This is a genomic window from Pseudomonas migulae (assembly GCF_043225285.1).
In the GTDB taxonomy this organism is placed as follows: Bacteria; Pseudomonadota; Gammaproteobacteria; order Pseudomonadales; family Pseudomonadaceae; genus Aquipseudomonas; species Aquipseudomonas migulae_C.
On record NZ_CP171224.1, the window covers coordinates 4,836,428 to 4,857,280 of the forward strand.

The 20,853-nt window shown below is 59.7% G+C and carries 24 protein-coding genes; 8 read left to right on the plus strand and 16 right to left on the minus strand.

The window, feature by feature from the left end:
• Window positions 1-68: 68 nt before the first annotated feature.
• Window positions 69-332, minus strand: coding sequence for a DUF4404 family protein (locus ACF6ZU_RS22105; protein WP_392886982.1), 264 nt, complete (start codon window positions 330-332; stop codon window positions 69-71).
• 109 nt (window positions 333-441) lie between these two features.
• Window positions 442-1,062 carry an HAD family phosphatase gene (locus ACF6ZU_RS22110; RefSeq protein ID WP_392886984.1) on the minus strand — a complete coding sequence of 207 codons (621 nt, stop codon included), beginning with the start codon at window positions 1,060-1,062 and terminating at the stop codon, window positions 442-444.
• Between the two features lie 201 nt (window positions 1,063-1,263).
• On the opposite strand from ACF6ZU_RS22110, the gene ACF6ZU_RS22115 reads away from it, so the two are divergent.
• Entirely contained in the window at window positions 1,264-1,953 is a 690-nt protein-coding gene (locus tag ACF6ZU_RS22115) for a VacJ family lipoprotein (protein ID WP_392886986.1), read from the plus strand.
• Between the two features lie 61 nt (window positions 1,954-2,014).
• Here ACF6ZU_RS22115 and ACF6ZU_RS22120 read toward each other — a convergent pair whose 3' ends face one another.
• On the minus strand, window positions 2,015-2,314 hold the full coding sequence (locus tag ACF6ZU_RS22120) for a PilZ domain-containing protein (RefSeq protein WP_392886988.1): 300 nt from the start codon (window positions 2,312-2,314) through the stop codon (window positions 2,015-2,017).
• Window positions 2,315-2,590: 276 nt separating this feature from the next.
• On the opposite strand from ACF6ZU_RS22120, the gene rssB reads away from it, so the two are divergent.
• Together rssB and rssC are read left to right on the plus strand one after the other, a co-directional pair.
• Window positions 2,591-3,772: a two-component system response regulator RssB gene (rssB, locus tag ACF6ZU_RS22125; RefSeq protein WP_392886990.1), complete on the plus strand. Its 1,182-nt coding sequence runs from the start codon at window positions 2,591-2,593 to the stop codon at window positions 3,770-3,772.
• Window positions 3,772-4,254 carry an anti-sigma factor antagonist RssC gene (rssC, locus tag ACF6ZU_RS22130; RefSeq protein WP_007935262.1) on the plus strand — a complete coding sequence of 161 codons (483 nt, stop codon included), beginning with the start codon at window positions 3,772-3,774 and terminating at the stop codon, window positions 4,252-4,254. Before rssB ends, rssC begins: the two co-directional genes overlap by 1 nt.
• A 158-nt stretch (window positions 4,255-4,412) precedes the next feature.
• Here rssC and tal read toward each other — a convergent pair whose 3' ends face one another.
• The 6 genes from tal to ACF6ZU_RS22160 all read right to left on the minus strand — a co-directional run bounded on the left by tal (window position 4,413) and on the right by ACF6ZU_RS22160 (window position 8,900).
• Window positions 4,413-5,339 carry a transaldolase gene (gene tal, locus ACF6ZU_RS22135; protein ID WP_392886993.1) on the minus strand — a complete coding sequence of 309 codons (927 nt, stop codon included), beginning with the start codon at window positions 5,337-5,339 and terminating at the stop codon, window positions 4,413-4,415.
• 207 nt (window positions 5,340-5,546) lie between these two features.
• A complete protein-coding gene (locus ACF6ZU_RS22140) occupies window positions 5,547-5,858 on the minus strand; it encodes a helix-turn-helix domain-containing protein (RefSeq protein ID WP_392886995.1) in 312 nt (103 codons plus the stop codon).
• Window positions 5,845-6,165 (minus strand): transcriptional regulator, encoded by a 321-nt coding sequence (locus ACF6ZU_RS22145; protein WP_392886997.1) that lies wholly within the window; start codon window positions 6,163-6,165, stop codon window positions 5,845-5,847. The genes ACF6ZU_RS22140 and ACF6ZU_RS22145 overlap by 14 nt, the downstream gene beginning before the upstream one ends.
• A 174-nt stretch (window positions 6,166-6,339) precedes the next feature.
• Complete coding sequence (gene dusA, locus ACF6ZU_RS22150; protein WP_392886999.1) at window positions 6,340-7,359, minus strand: tRNA dihydrouridine(20/20a) synthase DusA; 1,020 nt, start codon at window positions 7,357-7,359, stop codon at window positions 6,340-6,342.
• Window positions 7,360-7,582: 223 nt separating this feature from the next.
• A complete protein-coding gene (locus ACF6ZU_RS22155; protein ID WP_392887000.1) occupies window positions 7,583-8,683 on the minus strand; it encodes an acyltransferase family protein in 1,101 nt (366 codons plus the stop codon).
• On the minus strand, window positions 8,664-8,900 hold the full coding sequence (locus ACF6ZU_RS22160; protein ID WP_392887002.1) for a hypothetical protein: 237 nt from the start codon (window positions 8,898-8,900) through the stop codon (window positions 8,664-8,666). Before ACF6ZU_RS22160 ends, ACF6ZU_RS22155 begins: the two co-directional genes overlap by 20 nt.
• A 32-nt stretch (window positions 8,901-8,932) precedes the next feature.
• Here ACF6ZU_RS22160 and ACF6ZU_RS22165 point away from each other — a divergent pair, with 32 nt between their 5' ends.
• Window positions 8,933-9,151, plus strand: a complete 219-nt coding sequence (locus ACF6ZU_RS22165) for a hypothetical protein (RefSeq protein ID WP_392887004.1) — start codon at window positions 8,933-8,935, stop codon at window positions 9,149-9,151.
• Between the two features lie 47 nt (window positions 9,152-9,198).
• Here ACF6ZU_RS22165 and ACF6ZU_RS22170 read toward each other — a convergent pair whose 3' ends face one another.
• The 6 genes from ACF6ZU_RS22170 to ACF6ZU_RS22195 all read right to left on the minus strand — a co-directional run bounded on the left by ACF6ZU_RS22170 (window position 9,199) and on the right by ACF6ZU_RS22195 (window position 14,842).
• Window positions 9,199-9,960, minus strand: coding sequence for a transporter substrate-binding domain-containing protein (locus ACF6ZU_RS22170; RefSeq protein ID WP_392893873.1), 762 nt, complete (start codon window positions 9,958-9,960; stop codon window positions 9,199-9,201).
• Window positions 9,961-10,067: 107 nt separating this feature from the next.
• A complete protein-coding gene (copD, locus tag ACF6ZU_RS22175) occupies window positions 10,068-11,003 on the minus strand; it encodes a copper homeostasis membrane protein CopD (protein WP_392887006.1) in 936 nt (311 codons plus the stop codon).
• A 3-nt stretch (window positions 11,004-11,006) separates the two neighbouring features.
• Entirely contained in the window at window positions 11,007-11,378 is a 372-nt protein-coding gene (copC, locus tag ACF6ZU_RS22180; protein ID WP_392887008.1) for a copper homeostasis periplasmic binding protein CopC, read from the minus strand.
• A gap of 55 nt (window positions 11,379-11,433) precedes the next feature.
• A complete protein-coding gene (locus ACF6ZU_RS22185) occupies window positions 11,434-12,321 on the minus strand; it encodes a copper resistance protein B (RefSeq protein ID WP_392887010.1) in 888 nt (295 codons plus the stop codon).
• Window positions 12,322-12,331: 10 nt separating this feature from the next.
• Window positions 12,332-14,023: a copper resistance system multicopper oxidase gene (locus tag ACF6ZU_RS22190; protein ID WP_392887012.1), complete on the minus strand. Its 1,692-nt coding sequence runs from the start codon at window positions 14,021-14,023 to the stop codon at window positions 12,332-12,334.
• A gap of 114 nt (window positions 14,024-14,137) precedes the next feature.
• Window positions 14,138-14,842, minus strand: coding sequence for a murein L,D-transpeptidase catalytic domain family protein (locus ACF6ZU_RS22195; protein WP_392887014.1), 705 nt, complete (start codon window positions 14,840-14,842; stop codon window positions 14,138-14,140).
• Window positions 14,843-14,923: 81 nt separating this feature from the next.
• Between ACF6ZU_RS22195 and ACF6ZU_RS22200 the strand changes: the two genes are divergently transcribed.
• Entirely contained in the window at window positions 14,924-16,666 is a 1,743-nt protein-coding gene (locus tag ACF6ZU_RS22200) for a murein L,D-transpeptidase (protein WP_392887016.1), read from the plus strand.
• A gap of 33 nt (window positions 16,667-16,699) precedes the next feature.
• On the opposite strand, the gene ACF6ZU_RS22205 is transcribed toward ACF6ZU_RS22200, so the two are convergent.
• Complete coding sequence (locus tag ACF6ZU_RS22205; protein ID WP_392887018.1) at window positions 16,700-17,542, minus strand: LysR family transcriptional regulator; 843 nt, start codon at window positions 17,540-17,542, stop codon at window positions 16,700-16,702.
• Window positions 17,543-17,650: 108 nt separating this feature from the next.
• Here ACF6ZU_RS22205 and ACF6ZU_RS22210 point away from each other — a divergent pair, with 108 nt between their 5' ends.
• From ACF6ZU_RS22210 to ACF6ZU_RS22220, 3 genes are all read left to right on the plus strand, one after another.
• Window positions 17,651-18,355: a haloacid dehalogenase type II gene (locus ACF6ZU_RS22210; RefSeq protein ID WP_392887020.1), complete on the plus strand. Its 705-nt coding sequence runs from the start codon at window positions 17,651-17,653 to the stop codon at window positions 18,353-18,355.
• A gap of 18 nt (window positions 18,356-18,373) precedes the next feature.
• Window positions 18,374-19,165 (plus strand): aldolase, encoded by a 792-nt coding sequence (locus ACF6ZU_RS22215; protein WP_392887021.1) that lies wholly within the window; start codon window positions 18,374-18,376, stop codon window positions 19,163-19,165.
• Between the two features lie 65 nt (window positions 19,166-19,230).
• A complete protein-coding gene (locus ACF6ZU_RS22220; protein WP_392887023.1) occupies window positions 19,231-20,802 on the plus strand; it encodes a diguanylate cyclase in 1,572 nt (523 codons plus the stop codon).
• The last annotated feature ends 51 nt before the right edge of the window (window positions 20,803-20,853 follow it).

Sequence of the window (20,853 nt, forward strand, 5' to 3'; positions counted from 1 at the left end):
TGCATTGCAAATCCCGGATATGAAAAAGCCCCGCTATCGCTAGCGGGGCTTTTTTGCATCTGAGGGGTTCAGATCCCCATGCTGACCAGCGATTGCACGATGTTGCGCAAGGTGCCAGCGAGGGTCGGGTGTTCGATTTCGAAGCGTTCTACCGCCAGATTCACATTGTCGGACAGGCTAGAATTTTGAGTTTTGGTTTCCAGCTCAAGCTCCAGCTCGATCTGTTGCATCAGTGCGTGCAGGTCTTCGCGCTCGGCTTCCGACAGCGGCGGATTCTGTTCCAGTTGCTCGCGCAGAGTGTTGAGCTGTTGTTGCAGTTCGCGGGCAGGCATGGCGTTCTTCCTTTTATCGATAGGCACTGGCATAGACCGCAGCGTATCGCCAAAGGTCTATGGCTGACCTTTAGATTAATCCACTCGTGCCTAACCTGCATGATCTCGATCAGGGCTTTTCACCCTTGAGCCGGCGCAAGCTGATGTCGGCCAGGCAGTTATCGAGTTCGCCAAGGTGGTCGATCACCGAATGCACCCCCAGGCTGAACAATTGAACGGTGGCCTTTCCGCGCAGGTGCTCACGTTCCTTTTGGCTCAAGGCTTGCCATTCGCTGGGGGCCAACCCGCAGAGCGAGCCGCAGGAGGCCAGGCCAATCGTCCACAGCCCGGCGTTCAGGCCAGATTGCAACAGTCGCGGTTCGCCGCTGACCAATACGCAACCGTCCAGTCGCTCGACATTCAGCGCCATCAAGGCTTGCCAGCAGGCATTCGGTGCGGGCCATGGATTGATTGTTGCAGGGTGTTGCGAAGGCTTGATCCATTCCGGCAGGGCCGCCGCAAGGGAATGGCTGAGGGCAGGGGAGAGTTCATCAAGCCAGGCGCAGGGAATCTGTTGGCGCTGCAAGCTGCGCAAGCTGTCGAGGGCGCCTGGCGTGGCCTCCGCATGCTCGACGGAAGAGGCATTGTGCAGGCGCGTACGGGCGCCGAAATCCACCAGGCAACCGCTGAGGCCAAACAGGACGGCGGTCAGGCTGGGGGCGACGAGGGGCAAGGCTTCGGCGTGCGGCATGTGAACGTCCCTGAAATAGCGTCAAGGCTATGCGCTGCCGGTGACAGTTCAGTGACATTGATGTGAATCGCTTACAGTCAGGGCGAATCATCCGTAGGCCATTGCGCCCGATGCTGCCTAAAGCGGCTTTTCCGTCTTATACTAGCCAGCTTAATGCCCGGGCCAAGATGTCCGCGCCAGTACAATCCAAGGAGTTTTTCTATGCGCTGGAGCAATCATCTCGCTCAGCTTTGTGTGTGCGCCAGTGTGTTTCTGGCCCCGTTCGCTGCCCAGGCAGCCACGGAAGACGACCCTTGGGAAAGCATCAACCGTCCGATCTACAAGTTCAACGACGTGGTCGACACCTATGCACTGAAGCCTCTGGCGCAGGGCTACCAGTTCGTCACCCCGCAGTTTCTTGAAGACGGCATCCACAACATGTTTCGCAACGTCGGTGACGTCACCAACCTTGCCAACAACATCTTGCAGGCCAAACCGGCCGCTGCCGGCGTCGACACCGCACGCCTGATCTTCAACACCACCTTCGGCCTGCTGGGCTTCTTCGACGTGGGCACCAAGATGGGCCTGAACCGTAGCGACGAGGACTTCGGTCAGACGCTGGGCTACTGGGGCGTAGGAAGCGGCCCGTACGTGATGCTGCCGTTGCTGGGTCCAAGTACCCTGCGTGACGCGCCGGCCAAGTTCGTCGATGGCTACACCGGCCCGTACCCGTACATTCACGACGTTCCGGTGCGCAACTCGATTTTCGCCCTGAACATCGTCGACACCCGCGCCAGCCTGTTGTCCGCCGAGAAGTTGATCAGCGGCGACAAGTACACCTTCATCCGCAATGCGTACCTGCAGAACCGCGAATTCAAAGTCAAAGACGGCCAGGTCGAAGACGATTTTTGATCTCGACCGGTAAAACGAAGAAGGCGGCCCATGGGCCGCCTTCTTTCGTTCTGGATCCTGGTTATTTCATCTTCAGGATTGTAAGGCCGAGTTTCTGGCTGCCGCCGTCCTGCTCTTTTACCCACACGACTTCTGTGTCGGCCTCGAGGCCTTTGAGCGCCGCGTGATCGGACTCTATTCGCACGCTAAGGCGGTCACCCACCTTGAACAAACGAGGTGCCTCGACCTGCATGCCACTGCTGGAAAGGTCGATGCAGACGCCTGCAACCTCGTCTCCTTCGTGAATCAGCGCGACATCGGCATCGACCCGCATGCGGATGAAATCACGCTTTTCGCTGTAGTCCCGATCGGTTTGACTCATGGGCTTCATCCTTCCATTGGGTTACGGTTTTGTCTGTTCTTATAACTCCCGGTGATTTGACAAGTAAAGACGTCAAGCGACCATCGGCGTGAGCTTGAAACGCCCCGCGGATGGGAGTACCGTCTGCGCCTTAGAAGGGCACCTCTGGTGTGCCTGCGAGTAGGGTTCATGCCCGAAAGCGGTGCGGCAGAGAGGCTAGAAAGCGAATCCAGTAGTGTGAGCCGGGACAAACCCCCAGCCTGCTACGCCAACCTAATTCTGGCGCCGTTTGCCCACATGCCAAAAACCAGTGCCACGCTGCTGATAATCGATGATGACGAAGTAGTGCGCGCGAGCCTCGCCGCCTATTTGGAAGACAGTGGTTTCAGCGTCTTGCAGGCCAGCAATGGTCAGCAGGGTCTTCAGGTATTCGAGCAAGACAAGCCCGACTTGGTCATCTGCGATCTGCGCATGCCGCAGATGGGCGGACTCGAACTCATCCGCCAGGTCACCGAGCGGTCGCCACAAACCCCGGTCATCGTGGTCTCCGGCGCCGGCGTGATGAACGACGCGGTCGAGGCGCTGCGCCTGGGCGCGGCGGATTACCTGATCAAGCCTCTCGAAGATCTGGCCGTGCTCGAGCACTCCGTGCGCCGGGCCCTGGATCGCGCGCGCCTGCTGCTGGAAAACCAGCGCTACCGCGAGAAGCTGGAAAAGGCCAACCGCGAGCTTGAAGCCAGCCTGAACCTGCTCCAGGAAGACCAGAACGCCGGTCGCCAGGTGCAGATGAACATGCTGCCGGTCAGCCCCTGGACCATCGACGAGTTCCAGTTCGCTCACCAGATCATCCCGTCGCTGTACCTGTCGGGTGATTTCGTCGACTACTTTCGGGTCGATGAGCGTCGGGTAGCGTTCTACCTGGCGGACGTTTCCGGTCATGGCGCCTCTTCAGCCTTCGTTACCGTGCTGTTGAAGTTCATGACCACGCGCTTGCTGTTCGAATCCAAGCGCAACGGCACATTGCCGGAATTCAAGCCTTCAGAAGTCCTTGGTCATATCAACCGGGGCCTGATCAGTTGTAAGCTGGGTAAACACGTCACAATGGTCGGTGGTGTCATCGACGAGGAGACAGGTTTGTTGACCTATAGCATCGGCGGTCATTTGCCGTTGCCTGTGTTGTACACGCCAGACAGTGTCCGTTATCTGGAAGGGCGTGGCCTGCCGGTGGGCCTCTTCAATGAGGCCACCTACGAAGACCACGTGCTGGAGCTGCCGCCGACGTTCAGCCTGACGCTGATGTCTGATGGCATTCTGGACCTTTTGCCAGAACCTACACTCAAAGAAAAAGAAGCGGCCTTGCCCCAGCGGGTCAAGGATGCGGGCGGCACCCTGGATGGGTTGCGTCAGGTTTTTGGATTGGCCACGCTAGGGGAGATGCCGGATGATATCGCCCTGTTGGTGTTGAGCAGGAATCTTTAATGAGTACCGGTAGAATCCAGTTCGCCGAGCAGGACGGCACCTTCGTCCTGAAGTTCGTCGGTGAAGTTCGCCTGACCCTGTGTTCGGCGTTGGATGCGACTATTGAGCGGATCTTCACGGCGTTGAACTTCAACGCGATCGTGATCGACCTGACCGAAACCCGCAGCATCGACAGCACCACGCTGGGCCTGTTGGCCAAACTGTCGATCCTGTCGCGGCAAAAGGTCGGCTTGCTGCCAACCGTTGTCACCACCCACGAAGACATCACCCGTCTGCTGCAGTCCATGGGCTTCGAGCAGGTGTTCAACATCGTTGATCGCCCGATCCCGTGCCCTGAATGCCTGACCGACCTGCCAGACCAGGATCAGTCCGAGGAAGTGGTGCGGATCAAAGTGCTCGAAGCGCACAAGATCCTCATGGGGTTGAACGATTCCAATCGTGAGGCGTTTCACGATCTGGTGAATGCCTTGGAGCGGCATTGATCCTTTGAGAGAGCTGGCAAGTCTCGTCCCTGTAGGAGCCGGCTTGCCGGCGATGGCGGCCTGACAGCCCCACATCCCCACAGCGAACACCCAACAAACGCACACAAAAAAGGGCGAACCCATCAAGGTTCGCCCTTTTTGCATTGCGCCGAACTAGATCACAGCTTGGCCTGCAACAGTGCCTCAAGCTTTTCCTGGTCCCGGGCAAACTGACGAATGCCCTCGGCCAGTTTCTCGGTCGCCATCGCATCTTCGTTGGACAACCAGCGGAACTGCGCTTCATTCAGGCTCAGACGCGCTTCACCCGCATGACCCGGCGCCAGCTTGCGCTCCAGCTTGCCGGTGTCCGCGGCCAGCTTGTCGATCAGATCCGGGCTGATGGTCAAGCGGTCGCAACCGGCCAACTGCTCGATCTGGTTCAGATTACGGAAGCTCGCACCCATGACGACGGTCTTGTAGTCATTGGCCTTGTAGTAGTTGTAGATGCGTGTCACCGACTGCACGCCCGGATCATCTGCGCCGGTGTAGTCGTTGCCGTTGGCCTTCTTGTACCAGTCATAAATCCGGCCCACGAACGGCGAAATCAGGAACACGCCCGCATCGGCGCAGGCTGCGGCCTGAGCGAACGAGAACAGCAGCGTCAGGTTGGTCTGGATGCCTTCCTTTTCCAGGATCTCGGCAGCGCGGATGCCTTCCCAGGTGGAGGCGATCTTGATCAGCACGCGGTCGCGGCCGATGCCGGCCTTGTCGTACAGCTCGATCAGACGGTGCGCACGCTTCAAAACGGCGTCTGTGTCGAACGACAGGCGCGCATCCACTTCGGTGGAAATACGGCCAGGAATCACCTTAAGAATCTCTTGCCCTACCGCCACGCCAAAACGGTCGCTGGCCAGGCCCACGTCGCCCTTGCAGTCGTTGACGCAAGCGTTCAGCAACTCGGCATAAGCGGGAATGGCCGCGGCTTTCAGCAGCAGGGAAGGGTTGGTGGTGGCGTCCACCGGTTTAACGCGAGCGATCGCTTCGAAGTCGCCGGTGTCGGCAACCACGGTAGTCATTTGTTTGAGTTGTTCCAGCTTGGAAGTCATGGGCGTGCTCTGTCCTATGGGTCTAATGACATTACCCGAGCGCTGACAGCCACTCAAGGGCACATGTACGTATCGAAGGCCCCGGCGGCAACATCCGGAAAACGGATGTTTGAAAGGCGGGGCGCGGTGTCCGTAAATACGATGCCGAATCCGGGCGCAGGTTCAATCCGAGCGACTGTATGCGCCCGGAAGGCCTGACTCATGACTTCAGTTCGCTAACACTTCCCGGAAGACGTCAGGGCGAATTGCGGCGATGTGGAGGAGGGACCGTGCAGCTCCAGAAGGGGACCGCCGACCTTGTTCCCATTCCTGCAAGGTGCGCACGGAAACACCCAGCAACTCCGCAAACTTAGGTTGCGATAGACCGGTTTTGCTGCGGGCCTCTGCGGCCTCGGTTACTTCAACCTTGTGAACGTCGCCGTGCAGGCCGGCTTTGACTTCAAGAATCGACGCCAACAGTTCTTCGCCAATATTGCGTTTGGCATCCCGTTCCATCAGTTCTTTTTCAGTCAGGGGCATGATTCAGCTCCTTTGCGATTTTGCGCAGTATATGCGCGGGGATGTTCTCTGTGGCGCCTTTGCCGTAGATCAGCAATGTGACCAAGGCGCCGCTGGCAAGTTGTGCGGTGTAGATAATTCTAACCGCGCCACTTTTACCGCGACCATCCATGCTCCAGCGCACTTTTCGGCACCCCTCCGAGCCGGGGATAACTGCGCCTGCGTCCGGATTGTTCGCCAGAAAGGACATGAACGCGCCGCGTTCTTCTTCAGTCCAGTAATCCGGCCAGAGTTTAGTAAAAAGCTTGGATTCAATGATTGTCAGCATGGTCGCGATCATACGTCTTTGACGTAGGGGCTGACAATTGGAGGCTAAATGCCTTTTGTTAGATCTGGCGACGGGATCGTGGTCGCAACTCTTGTTGCCTCGGTCCGCTTGCGAACAAGACCTTCGAGCGCATGAGCAGAGCCCGTTTTGACGGGCGTAGTAAGGGATCTCCGGTTACCGCCCCTCCAATAACTCCGCCGCCTGATCCAGCAACACCAAGGGCTCCTTGGCCTTGTGAATATCCACTGACAACAACTGCCGAAACTTCCGCGCCCCCGGAAAACCGGTGCCCAATCCCAGTACATGCCGGGTGATGTGGTGCATCGAACCGCCGGCCTCGATGTGCGCTGCAATATAAGGCCGCAACTGCGCCAGCGCCTCGGCCCGAGTAATCACCGGCGCCGTGCTGCCGAACAGTTGCTGATCCACCTCTGCCATCACGTAGGGATTGTGGTAAGCCTCGCGACCCAGCATCACGCCGTCGAACGTCTGCAAATGTTCGTGACAGGCTTCCAGCGTCTTGATCCCGCCATTGAGAATGATTTCCATATCCGGAAAATCCTTCTTCAACTGCGCCGCCACGTCATAGCGCAGGGGCGGAATATCGCGGTTTTCCTTGGGTGACAACCCCTCCAGGATCGCGATCCGCGCATGCACGGTAAAACTGGTGCACCCGGCATCCCGAACCGTGCCGACGAATTCACACAACTGCTCGTAACTGTCCCGCCCGTTGATCCCGATCCGATGCTTCACCGTCACCGGAATCGACACCGCGTCGCGCATCGCCTTCACGCAATCGGCCACCAACTGCGGATGCCCCATCAACACCGCGCCGATCATATTGTTCTGCACCCGATCACTCGGGCAGCCGACATTCAGGTTCACCTCGTCGTAACCGTGCTCCTGCGCCATGCGCGCGCAGGCAGCCAGGTCCAGCGGAACGCTGCCACCGAGTTGCAGGGCGAGAGGGTGCTCGGCTTCGTTGTGACGCAGGAAACGCTCGTAATCGCCGTTGAGCAGCGCGCCGGTGGTGACCATTTCGGTATAGAGCAGGGCGTTCTTGGAGAGCAGGCGCAGGAAAAACCGGCAATGCCTATCAGTCCAATCCATCATCGGCGCCACACTGAAGCGGCGGGAGGGCTCAGAACGGGAAAGGCTAGCGTTTACGAGTGCTTGAGGTTTTTCGACGGTCATTGGTACTGATCTTTTATACGACGGTTTTTACCCGATTACCTGGCTGTTGAGCGCCGAAAAGCGAGTTCGGCGATGTCGCAACTGGAAATTGGGCACGATCACATCACGCAAGCTCAGGGCCGGCGCGGATATGGATCAATCAGAGCGGGACGGCAGTTTATCAGGAAAGCCCGGCCTGTGACCGTGACCGGGCAGCTCAGGTCGGGTCAATGTTTGCCTGACTTTACGTACGATTCAGAACAACTGCATCAGGCCGCTTGAACTTGATGCGTCTGCTCCAAGCGATGGCGGGGCGTTCGAACAGTAGATAGGCCATGGCCGAGAATGCGATGCACGTTGCAATGATCAGGACGGCAGCCAGGGCGTCTGAGAAAAGGCCGGTTGGCATGAAAGCCCGGTAAAGGCGCATGAAGAAACCGGTCACAGGAGCGTGGAACAAGTACAGGCTGTAGGAAATCAGCGCAATTTTCTGCACGGGGTAGCTGGATATAAAACCCAGCGTGGTGGAGCGATTAACCAGGAAGCAGAACAGTAAGCCCGTCAACCCGGCAGCAATGGTGAATGAGTTTTTAGTTGCAAGACCGATAACTAGCGCCAATGCACAGTAACCCATGGCGATGTAACGGCTTTGTTTAGTGCCGCTCAGGGTTTGAGCGCACAACACCCCGGCCATGAAGCTGAACCAGAACGCAATAAACCCGCCTTTCCAGCCTATCGCATGAATTATCCCGGCAGGCCACAGCAGCGCCAGCAATGCGCTGCCCCAAATCCAGAGGTTGCGACGTTTGGGGGTTATACCGTCACCGGCACGATCGGCTAACCACAGCAGCACGGCAAAAAAGATGTAGAACTGCACCTCGATACACAGGGTCCAGAACACCGTGATGATGTTTCTGATGCCAAGGAAATCCTGGAGAAACAGCACGTGGGCGAGTATGGCCGTCACGCCGGGGATTTCGATTCCGGGTTGCCCAAGCATGTGTTTCGCGGCGATCACGGCCATGCCCAGCGCAATGGCGGCGTAGTAGGGAGGGGCGAGGCGTACCAGGCGACGTGCCACAAAGTTCGTAGCGTTCACGTTATTCATTGGCACCCGGGACGTCGTAGTCGCCATGACAATGCCGCTTAGTACAAAAAATATGGGCACTCCCAAGTGGCCAGCGTCGAAGACTGCATATTTCAACCAGCCTGGAATGGCTGCCAGCAGGGTTGGGATGTGATTGCCTTCGGATAAATGAAACAGAACCACCCAGAAGCATGCAAAACAGCGCAATGCGTCAACCAGGGCAAGACGATGTTTGTCGTCAACGGTGATTCCACTCATTCAATGCTTCCTTTCTCTCGCGGCGGATGTTGTTTTTTGTGCGGGCACTGAACGCAAAGCTTAGCAGCTGCAGCAGCCTGTCGAGCTTGTGAACACGACCGGCCACGGCCTTTTTGGAGGGCGCGGGAAATCGGAATACCTGAACAAATGCTGTCGCTGCGCGAAGTTTCACAATGCTGCCGGGTTCGCAGCCTAGGATGGACTCTGAAGATTGCATCACCCCACCTCCGGCCACAGGGAACCTGAAAAATGATCTCGAACCTCTTCAAAGTCTTGCTGATCGGTGGTGCGCTGCTGTTGAGCGCCTGTTCGGGCGTCAGCACACGTAACGACTATTCAGAAAACCTCGAACCGTCCGCAGGCTTCGGTCCTGGCCCGACCAATAGCCACAGTCAGTTGAATTTCCATGGCAGTGCGCTGGGCAGCAGCTTCGGTGAATACGGTTCGGGACTGTTGCACGACGACTGACCGGCAACGGCGCGGTATTCCTGCCGTTGCGGCTACGTGAAATAAGTTTATTTGGTCTCGGGCGTGGCGATCCACTGGCCTAAAACTTTCTGGTAGTTGCCCGTCACTTTGGCCAGGTGCAGCCATTGATCGACGTACAACTTCCACGTCATGTCGTCTCGCGGCAACAAATAAGCTTTCTCACCGTACTGCATGTACTGGCCTGGATTCACTGCGCACAAACCGGGTTTGAGTTTTTGCTGATACAACGCCTCCGACGCATCGGTGATCATCACGTCCGCCTTCTTGTCCAGCAACTCCTGGAAGATGGTCACGTTGTCGTGCAACCGCAACTCCGCCGCCGGCAAATAGGCGTGAACAAAGGCTTCGTTGGTGCCACCCGCCGGTTCTACCAGGCGCACCGAAGGCCGGTTGATCTGTTCGACGGTCTGGTACAGCGCCTGATCTTCGCAACGCACCAGTGGGACTTTGCCATCGACATCCAGCGTCGTGCTGAAGAAGGCCTTTTTCTGCCGCTCCAGCGTGACCGAGATGCCGCCCATGCCGATGTCGCATTTACCGGCCAGCAGGTCGGGCATCAGGGTTTTCCAGGTGGTTTGCACCCACTCGACTTTGACGCCGAGGCTGTCGGCCAGCGAGCGGGCCATGGCGATGTCGATCCCCGAGTATTCGCCGTCCTCGGCCTTGAACGTGTAGGGTTTGTAATCGCCCGTGGTGCACACGCGAAGCTGGCCTTGCTGGATGACGCTGTCCAGGTGCGAAGGCTCGGCCTGAGCATTCAACGAGAGGGCAAGCAGCCCGCCAAGCATCAATTTGCGTTTTACGTTTTTCATTGTTATCCGGCGTCCTTGATGGATTTGGGTTTTTTTGGGGCTTCGGGAGTTTAGATAGACAGCGAACTCCGGTCACGCGTCCTTTAAAGATCAGCCCCCTCCATTTCCGGGCTCAGCGTTCCCAGCCACGCCACGAGGCCTGCGATCAGCACCGCCAGCGACAACTCGACCACCATGCTGCGCCGCAACGCGTTGGCGGCCACGACGTATTCGCCTTGCCGCAACGACCGCTCCAGAAACGGCCCAAGATGAAACCGGTTCAGCGCCGCAAGCACCAGCATCCCCGCGAACAGCGCGACCTTGATTAACAGCAATACACCGTAGGTGCTGAAAAGCAGTTCATCGAGCTTCGGCCCGACGATGAACAGGTAATTCACGACTCCTGTCACCGAGATCACCACCACAATCAAGGCACCGATCCTTTCAAACCGGGTGACGGCTCGGGCCAGTAACCGGATGCGCTTCGCGGTTTGCAGTGCGTTGATCCTCGCCAACAACGCAAACGCCGCCAGCGCGCCCACCCATGCGCCGGCCGCCAGCAAATGCAGAATATCCACCGCAAAGTGCCAATACCGCCGACTGCCCTCATCCATTGCCCCATGACCGCTCCAGGCCAGGGAGGCGAGGGCGATGCCGCCGGCGGCAGACGCGAGCAGCAAGCTGATAGCGGGCGCGCGAGGGTTGAGCGCGACGGCCCCGCCTGCGACCAACAGCGCGACGAGGCGGACTACCCACGCCATGCCGGCATCGGTCTCGAACACCATCATTTCGATGTGCGGCCGCAGCTCGGTGATGTCCGACTCCCCGCTCATTGTGCTTACCATCATCAGCATGCCCAGGATGGACAACAGCACGCCCAGTATCACCGTTGCCGCCAGCACCGGCCGAAACGGCAATACCTCGCCCGAGGTCCGCTGCTGCCTCTCAAGGCTGTAGAGCCCAAACAACCCGACCCCAAACAACACCATCAAATCCACGTACAACCCAAACCGCAGCGCAATGCTGATCCACTCGCTCATTGATCACTTCACTTTGAACGTCACGTTGCCGGTGATCGGGTGAGTGTCTGAAGACACCGCGCGCCATTCGACTCTGTAGCTGCCGGCGGGCAAGGGCGAGAGTGGTGTGATGAGCATGGTTTTCGGATCGCTGCCGCCGGAGACTTTGGCTTTTATCGGCATGGGCGAATGTGCCATGCCGGGCATTTCGGTCATGACCAGTTTCGCGCCGGAAAATTGCGTCACGAGGCTTTCGGAAAAGTGCAGTTCAATTCTGTCCGGTGTCGCGCCGTCCTCGCCTTCGGTCGGGGTGGAGGAGAGCAGTTTCGGGTGTGCCTGAGCCAGCGCACTCATGAACAATCCGATGGCAATAGCGGTGATTTGGATGGCGCGCATGCAAGGCCTCTTTTCCGCTCGAAGCGGTGGTTTTTTGATGGGTGAAAAGGTGCGATCAGAACCACAGGCGAACGCCGAGTACGAGGCGTGTTTCACTGCGATCCTCGCCTTCAGCGAGGGCGTAATCGGCGGTTTTGCCGTAGGTACGGTTCCAGGTCACGCCGATGTAAGGCGCGATTTCCCGGCGGATCTCATAGCGCAGGCGCAAACCCGCTTCGGTGTTGGATACGCCGGAGCCGATGCCCCGTTGCGGGTCGTTTTTGCCGTAGACATTCACCTCGGCCGTTGGCTGCAAAATGAGCCGGTTGGTCAGCAGGATGTCGTAGTCACCTTCCAGCCGCGCCGCCGTCTGGCCGCCTTCACCGATGAACGCTGTGGCCTCGACTTCGAAGTTGTACAGCGCCATGCCTTGTACGCCGAACGCGGCCCAGGTTTGCGGGGCGCCGGGTTTGAAATCCTGGCGCACGCCGCTCACCACGTCCCACCAGGGGGAAATGGCGTGGCCCCACAACGCCTGGATTTCCGCGTCTTCGGTTTTGCCGTTGCTGCGTTCGCCTTCGGAACGCAGCCACAGGCGATCGATGTCGCCGCCGATCCAGCCCGATAAATCCCAGGTCAGTGCACTGCCGTGGTCGGCGTCCTGCCATTCGAGTTTGTCGGCGAGGAAGTAGGCATTGCGTTCGCTGTCATGCACGCCGTGGCCAGTGGGGCTGACGAACACGGCGGCGCGGTCGGCATCGGTCAGGGCCGGGATCGGCGTGCGGCTTTCGGTCGGCGCAGCGCTCTGCATCTGGCCGTTGTCCATGCTTTGCATCTGGCTGTGGTCCATGCCGGTCATCTGGCTATGGTCCATGTTCTGCATGTCATCAGTGGCGGCCATCGCCGCAGAAAGCGCCAGGCTCGTGCTCAGGAATACCAAGGGAATCGAGATCAATCGGGTCATGGGGAGCGCCTCATTCTTCTACGCGAACTTCACGGAACATGCCCATTTCCATGTGGTACAGGAGATGGCAGTGATAGGCCCAGCGGCCGAGTGCATCGGCGGTCACCCGATAGCTGCGTCGGGAGCCGGGCGGCATGTCGATCGTGTGTTTGCGCACCATGAACTCGCCGTTTTCGTCTTCGAGGTCGCTCCACATTCCGTGCAGGTGGATGGGGTGGGTCATCATCGTGTCGTTGACCAGCACGATGCGCACGCGCTCGCCGTACCTGAGGCGCAGCGGTTCGGCGTCGGAGAATTTCACCCCGTTGAACGACCACGCGAACTTCTCCATGTGGCCGGTCAGGTGCAGTTCGAAACTGCGTCCGGGGTCGCGGCCGTCGGGGTCTTCGAAGGTGCTGCGCAGGTCGGAATAGGTCAGGACGCGGCGACCGTTGTTGCGCAGGCCGAGGCCAGGGTCGTCGAGTTTCGGCGAGGGGCTCATGGCCTGCATGTCCACCAGCGGGTTGTCGTTTTCCGCGGCCGGATGCGATTGCAGGCCACCCATGGCGCTGTGATCCATGCCGGCCATGCTGCCGTGATCCATCCCGCCCATGCCCATGTCGTCCATGGCCACCAGCGGTCGCGGGTCGAGCGGCGGTACTTGAGCGGACACACCCGCTTTCGTCGTCAGTGTGCCGCGTGCGTAGCCGGTTCGATCCATCGACTGAGCAAACACGGTGTAGGCCTCGAGTGCCGGTTCGACGATCACATCGAACGTCTCCGCCACCGCGATGCGCAACTCGTCGACGCTCACCGGTTTGACGTGCAGCCCGTCCGCCGCGACCACCGTCATCTTCAGCCCGGGAATGCGCACGTCGAAGTAGGTCATGGCCGAGCCGTTGATAAACCGCAGGCGCAGTTTTTCACCCGGGTGGAACAGGCCTGTCCAGTTAGAGTCCGGCACCTGGCCGTTCATCAAGTAGGTGTAGGTGGCACCGCTCACGTCGGCGAGGTCTGTGGGATTCATCTTCATTTCGGCCCACATCTTTCGATCGGCGACCGTGGAGGCCCAACCGTTCTCGCTGACGTCGTGGATGAAATCGCCGACCGTGCGCTTGTTGTAGTTGAAGTAGTCGGACTGCTTTTTCAGCGTCTTCATCAGGCTGGCCGCGTCTTCGTCGGTCCAGTCGGTCAGCATCACCACGTAGTCGCGGTCGTACTGGAAAGGCTCCGGCTCCCGGGCGTCGATCACCAGCGGGCCGTAAACGCCGGACTGTTCCTGCAGGCCGGAATGGCTGTGGTACCAGTAAGTGCCGTTCTGTCGCAGCTGGAAGGTGTAGACGTACATCCCACCCGGCTCGATGCCGTGAAAGCTCAGCCCCGGCACACCGTCCATGTTGGCCGGCAGCAAGATGCCGTGCCAGTGAATGGACGTGTTTTCCTTGAGCCGGTTCTTTACCCGCAGCGTCACCGTGTCGCCTTCACGCCAGCGCAGCAGCGGGCCGGGGATGCCGCCGTTGATGGTCATCGCGGTGCGCGCGTTGCCAGTGATGTTGACCGGGGTTTCACCGATGAACAGGTCGAAATCGGTCCCTGCCAACACCTGCGGTTCGCCCGGGCTGGTGATCGCCCACACAGGTGTTCGCCATAACCCGAGGCCGCCGAGCAGTCCGCCGGCGGCGAGCCCTTTCACGAAAGTGCGTCTTGAAGTGTTGGAGTGCATGCCGTTTTTATTCCCGGTCCGTCAGTTGGGAGACAACTTGACGACGAGGCTAACGGGCGATGCCTTTCAGCAGGCTGAGGCGGGGATTACAGTTCTGACAGGTTCACGCTGCATTCAACGGTTGGTGGAAGATTTGGAGGCGGTCGCCATCGTCCCGCTCCCGCAATTGATATACGACGACGTTTTCAACCAGCGCTGATCCGGGTAGTACGAAAACAGCAACTGCCCGTCCTTCATCGAATCAATCAGCTTGTGCGCAATCGCCGGTCGCACGGCGGGGCAGCCCAGGCTGCGACCGATGCGCCCGTTTGCCCGCGCCAGCACCGGGCTGACGTAAGGCGCGCCATGAATCACGATCGCCCGGTCAAAGGCATTGTCGTTGAAACCCGGCTCCAGGCCTTCCATGCGCAGCGAATAGCCGTTCTGCCCGACATAGCTCTGCTGCGTGCGGTACAGGCCGAGGCTGGTGGCAAAGCTTTCGTTTTGATTGGAGAAGTTGACGGCCATGTTCTCGCCGCTGTTGCGGCCATGGGCGACGAGTTCATGAAACAGCAACTTGCGCTTCTTTAAATCGAACACCCACAGGCGCTGTTCGGTCGAAGGCAGGGAGTAATCGATCACCGCAAGTCTTTGGACAGGAGCAGCGCCTTGAGCGATGCTGCATTGCGAGGCGCGAACGGCGAGATTGATGACGTTGGCGTTAGCTTTCGGGGCCGCTTTGATGAGGGCGGCCGCGAGCGAATCGGCGTAGGCTGACGGTACGGACATTGCAGTCAAGAGCAGGCCCGGCAATAGAAAGCCAAAACGTAGTGGCGCCATATAGATGTCTCATCATGTTAAGTTCGAGTCTAGCAGTGTGTTGAAAGCCAGGCGTTGAATGCGGGAGATTAAGGATTATCCATGGTGCTTTTAACAAGGTTATTCGTCATAAGCCGCGTATTTTTTATGGGCTTTCTGATCAGCGGCACAGCGCTTGCTGAAACTTCGCCGATTGAGCCGGCAAATGCGCCGAGCTCCATTATCGAAGCCGCCGTGGACGACAACGTCGGCCAAGCGATCCAGTCGTCGCTTGAGCCGCTGAAAACCGCGTTTCCACCGTTGCTGACCTCATCTCGCCACCGGCGGGTGGATGTCAGCCGTCTGGTCATGGATTTCTATACCCATCGCGCCTATCGCGCGGCATGGACCAATGACACCGATGTTGCCCAACTGATTGCCAGCCTCAACGCGACGGAGGCCGACGGACTGAGCCCCGCGGATTTTCATGTCGAGGAACTGGTCCGGTCCCAGGCTGCCTTGCAGACCACGCCGGCCACGCCCGAGCAACGGGCCGCTTTTGACATCGCGACCACCCACACCTTCATAACCGCGCTGCTGCAATTGCGGCGGGGCAAGGTCGATCCTTCTCGGCTCGACATTCACTGGAATTTTGATGCCGATGGCGTCGACCCGCGCGATGACGTCAATGCGTTTTTCGCAGCCCTGGACAGTCACGATGTGGCGAAAGCGTTTGCCATTGCGCCGCCGCAAGAAGCGGTTTACGTGGGGTTGCGCCAGGCGCTGGCGCAACTGCGCGGTATTCGCGACCGGGGCGGCTGGCCGAAAGTGGTGGTCGATCATTCGCTCAAGCCGGGCATGGACGAACCGGCCGTCGCGCAATTGCGCGCGAGGATGGTCGCTGCAGGTTTCCTCGATCCGCGCCTGATTCACGGCACGAAGTACGACGGTGCCGTGACCGCGGCGGTGAAAAAGTATCAGAACGAGCAGTACCTTGGCGCCGATGGCATGGCGGGGGCGACGACGCTGGCGGCGTTGAACGTGCCCGTTGACGCACGCATTGACCAGGTGCGGGTGAACATGGAGCGGGCGCGCTGGCTGTTGTACAAACTCCAGGGCACCTTCGTGATCGTCGATATCGCCGGCTATAAAGTGGCGATGTACCGCGATGGGCAGCCGATCTGGCGTTCCCGGGTGCAGGTGGGCAAAACCGCGCGCAATACCCCGATCTTCCAGGCGCAGATTACCTACGTCACGTTTAACCCGACCTGGACGGTGCCGCCGACCATCCTCAAGGAAGACGTGCTGCCGAAGATTCAGAGCAATCCCGGTTACCTGGCCGCCAACCGTATTCGCGTGATCGATCGTGAAGGCCACGAGGTCGATCCATCCACCGTCGACTGGACCAATCCGCGCGGCCTCAGCCTGCGCCAGGACGCTGGGGCGGACAGCTCGCTGGGTCAGGTGGTGATCCGTTTCCCCAACGACTACGCGATTTACCTTCACGACACGCCGCATCGCGAGCTGTTTGCCAAGACCGTTCGCGCGACCAGTTCGGGCTGCATCCGTGTGGAGAACCCGTTGCAACTGGTGGAGTTGCTGTTCAACGACCCGGTGAAATGGAACAGCGCCGGTATCCAGAAACAGCTGGCCAACGGCAGGACCGAGAACATTCGGCTGCCGGTGAAAGTGCCGGTGTTGCTGGCCTATTGGACGGTGGATCTGGGCAGTGACGGGCGAGTGGCATTTAAACCGGATGTGTACGGCTACGATGCGCCGGTGTTGAAGGCGTTGAATCGACCTGCGCAAATGCCGGTGTTGAATCTGCATACGGCGACGGCTTCGACGGGCACGGGGCAGCCGTAGGGCAAATGGTTGTTTGCGGTAGGCAGTGGGCGTTTACGGTTTGCCCAATTCTTTCCGCAAAAACTCCACCAACCCTCGTTGCAGCCCGGTCAGCGCACCTTCCCGGCTGATCAGCGCCAGTTCGGTCGGCGGTAACGCCGGCAGGTCGGTGCACACGGTGTGCTCGGGCAACACCGCCGAAGCGGGAAGCACCGACAGGCCCAGGCCTGACGCCACCGCGGCCTGAATCCCCGTCAGGCTGTGGCTGCCGAACGCCACCCGCCAGGGCCGCTGGGCCACATCCAGCAGGCGGATCGCCCGTTGCCGGTAAATGCAGCCCTGGGGAAACAGCGCCAACGGCAAGACCCCGTGCGATGAGTCGACCCCCGGACCTTTGACCCACACCAGCGGCTCCGGCCAGGCGGCCCAGCTCGGTCCGCTGTCCGGTTCACGCTTGACCAGCGCGATGTCGATGGCGCCCGTCGCGAGTTTCTGTTTGAGATCGGTGCTCATGCCGCTGACGGTTTCCAGCCGCGCTTCCGGCCGGGCCCGGTTGAAGCCGGCGAGGATCAGCGCCATCCGTCGGGCGTCGAAATCTTCCGGCACGCCGATACGCAGGATTTCCAGGTCAAGGTCGCTGGCGAGGGCTTCCACCGCTTCCGAGGACAGGGCCAGCAAGCGTCGGGCGTAGTGAATCAGCATCTCGCCATGCTCAGTGACGCTGATGTTCTGCCCGGTACGGTCGCGCAACAACAGCGGGTGCCCGACCAGCTCTTCCAGTTTGCGAACCTGCTGGCTCACGGTGGATTGGGTGCGGTGCACGCGTTCGGCGGCGCGGGTGAAGCTGCCTTCGTCCACCACACAGACGAAGGATTTGAGCAATTCGAGGTCGAGCATGGCGGCTTCTCTGATATTCGATTTATCACTGACAAGACGGTATTAATTTAATTTCACACTAACACCCTTGGCTCGTAACCTGAAGCTCACCCTTCAGAGGACAACGACATGACGCTCAAAAACACCCCGCGCCCCGAGTGGCTGACCTTCGATTGCTACGGCACGCTGATTCAATGGGATGAGGGCTTGAAAGCGGTGGTCGCGCAGATCCTGCGCGACAAGGGCGATCACCGCGTCGATGTCGATCAGCTGATCAAGGTCTATGACCGGCACGAGCACCGGCTGGAGCAGATTCCGCCACATCGCTCGTTCCGTCAGTTGAGCACCCTCGGGTTGCAGCTCGCGCTGGAGGAACTGGGGCTCGCCAGTTCGGCTGACGACAGCCAGCGGCTGGCCGGGGCGATTCCACGGATGCCGCCGTTTCCCGAAGTGATCGAGACGCTTGCCCGGCTCAAGGCCATGGGGTTCAAGTTGTGCATCGTGTCCAATACCGATGACGACATTATCGCTGGCAACGTTGCGCAGCTGGGCGGGCACATCGATCGGGTCATCACTGCCCAGCAGGCCGGCGCCTACAAGCCGGATCCGCGACTGTTCGACTACGCTCACCAACAACTGGGCGTCCGTCGCGACCAGGTAGTACACATTTGCGCAAGCCCGACGCTGGACCACACCGCCGCGCGGGACATGCATTTTCGTTGCGTCTGGATCGACCGCGGCACCGGTCGGCAATTGCTGCCCGATTATCGACCCGATGCAATATTGAGCACGCTGGATCAAGTCGTGCCTCTGTTCGAATCCCTTGGCTGGTAACCCCCCGGAGTCTTTGCCATGGCACATACGCTTGCAGCCGGTTCCCGTTCCACGCGTTACAGCGACCTGAACCTGGATTCGCCAGCCGCAATCACGGCGCGCTCGGAACTGGCGGCGTGTTTTCAACTGGCGGCGCTGCACGGGTTGGAGGAGGGGATCTGCAACCACTTTTCCGCCATGGTGCCGGGGCGTGACGATCTGTTTTTCGTCAATCCGTACGGTTATGCATTTGCCGAAGTCACCGCCGACAACCTGCTGGTCTGCGATTTCCACGGCAACGTCGTGGCCGGCGAAGGCCAGCCGGAAGCGACCGCGTTCTACATCCATGCGCGCCTGCATAAACAGTTGCCGAGGGTCAAAGTGGCGTTCCACACCCATATGCCCCACGCCACGGCGTTGTGTTTGCTGCAAGGCCCGCCGCTGTTGTGGCTGGGGCAAACGGCACTGAAGTTCTACGGGCGTACGGCGGTGGACGAGGACTACAACGGCCTGGCCCTCGATGAGTCCGAAGGCGACCGGATTGCCAGCGTCATGGGCGATGCCGATATCCTGTTCCTGAAGAACCACGGGGTGATCGTCGCCGGGCCGACCATTGCCGAGGCCTGGGATGATCTTTATTACCTGGAGCGCGCCGCCCAGGTTCAATTGATGGCGATGGCCACCCAGCGCGATCTCAAGCCAGTGGCCCCGGCCATCGCGCAACGCGCTTACGAACAAATGCGCCAGGGGGATGCCGAGAGTGCCCAGGCCCATTTGCGCAGTGCGATGCGACGCCTGTCCAAAGGACAATTGCCCCGCACCATCCCGTAGACTAAGCTCGCCAACTTTGAGGGGTTGGGCTTTTCGCCCATGCCTTACCCTTGCAGGACGAGCTTTTGCCTATCTCCCATGACGACCCGCGCCACGCCAGTGGCGTCGCTTTGAAACGGCTGCCCCTGCGCACGTCGGCGGTGCTGTTTATTGCGGTGGTATGTCTGTGCCTGTGCGGTTTGCTGTACCTGCAACTGGAGCAATCGCGCCGGCACGACCTGGCGGTGGCGGAAGTGGCGTCCTCCAACCTGACGCGCGCCATGGCGCAACAGGCCGAAGACACTTTCATGAAAGCCGATCTGGTGCTGACCAGCCTGGCGGACTGGATTCAGGTGGATGGCTTCGATCAGGTACAGAAGCCACGACTGCAAAAGACCTTCGCCCGCCGGGTGCAGGCGCTGAGCCAGTTGCACGGGATCTTCCTGTTCGACCGGAAGGGGCAATGGGTCGTCACCTCGTTCGAGGATCTGCCCCGGGGACCGGGCGTGGCGGACCGCGATTATTTTCTGTTTCACCAGCAGAACGTGTCGTCCGTGGCGCACATCGGGCCGGCGATTCGCAGTCGCGCGAACAGCGAATGGATCATTCCCGTCTCCAAGCGGGTGAACGATCAGGACGGCAATTTCCAGGGCGTTTTGCTGGCCGGGATCAAAATGTCCTACTTCGATCAGTTCTTCAAAAGCTTCAGCCTCGATGACGACGGCTCGATGTTCCTCGCGCTGACCGACGGAACGCTGCTGGCGCGGCGACCGTTCGTCGAGTCGCAGATTGGTCAGTCGCTGGCCAAAGGGGAGATTTTCAGCAAGCACCTCACCGGTGCCATGTCCGGCAACGCGATGATTGGTTCCGTGCTCGATGGCACCGTTCGCTTGCATGGTTACCGGCAGCTGGATGCTTATCCGGTGGTGGTGTCCGCGGCCTCGTCGAGGGACTCGATCCTCAAGGGTTGGCACGACACGGCATTTCAATCGAGTGTCATCGTGGCGCTGGTACTGCTGGGCGTAGGCCTGTTCGGATGGGTATTCGTGCGCCAGGTGCGCCTCGGCGAGCGGGTCGAGAAAGACCTGCGCAAGGCCAAGGACGCGTTGAAGCTGATCGCGACCCACGACAGCCTGACGGGCCTGGCCAATCGCCGACTGTTCGAGCAGGCGCTGGAAGTCGAGTTCGGGCGTGGCATCCGGCAGTCGAGCTCGCTGGGCCTGATCATGCTCGATATCGATTATTTCAAGCGTTACAACGACGCTTACGGTCACGTCGCCGGTGACCATTGCCTGGCAGAAGTGGCGCGGGCGGTGAAGAGTTGCTGCCATCGCCCCGTCGATCTGGCGGTGCGCTACGGCGGGGAAGAATTTGCCGTGTTGTTGCCGGATACCGATATTCAGGGTGCGCTGGTCATTGCCGAGCAGATCCGCCGCAGCGTCATGACCCGCAACATCAACCACAGCGGCGCGCCCAGCGGTTACGTGACGGTCAGTCTGGGCTGCTATGCGTTCGTGCCGACCCGCCTGGACAGCACCGAAGTATTCATCGAACGCGCGGACGCGGCGTTGTACCAGGCCAAGCATTCCGGACGAAATCGCTCGGCGGTGTTGTCGATGGAAGGCAGTTTCGGCGAGTTGATGCGTTCGGATCGTTGATAGCCCGGATGGCAAACGACCCGTGATTCAACCTCACGGGTCGCTCTTGTG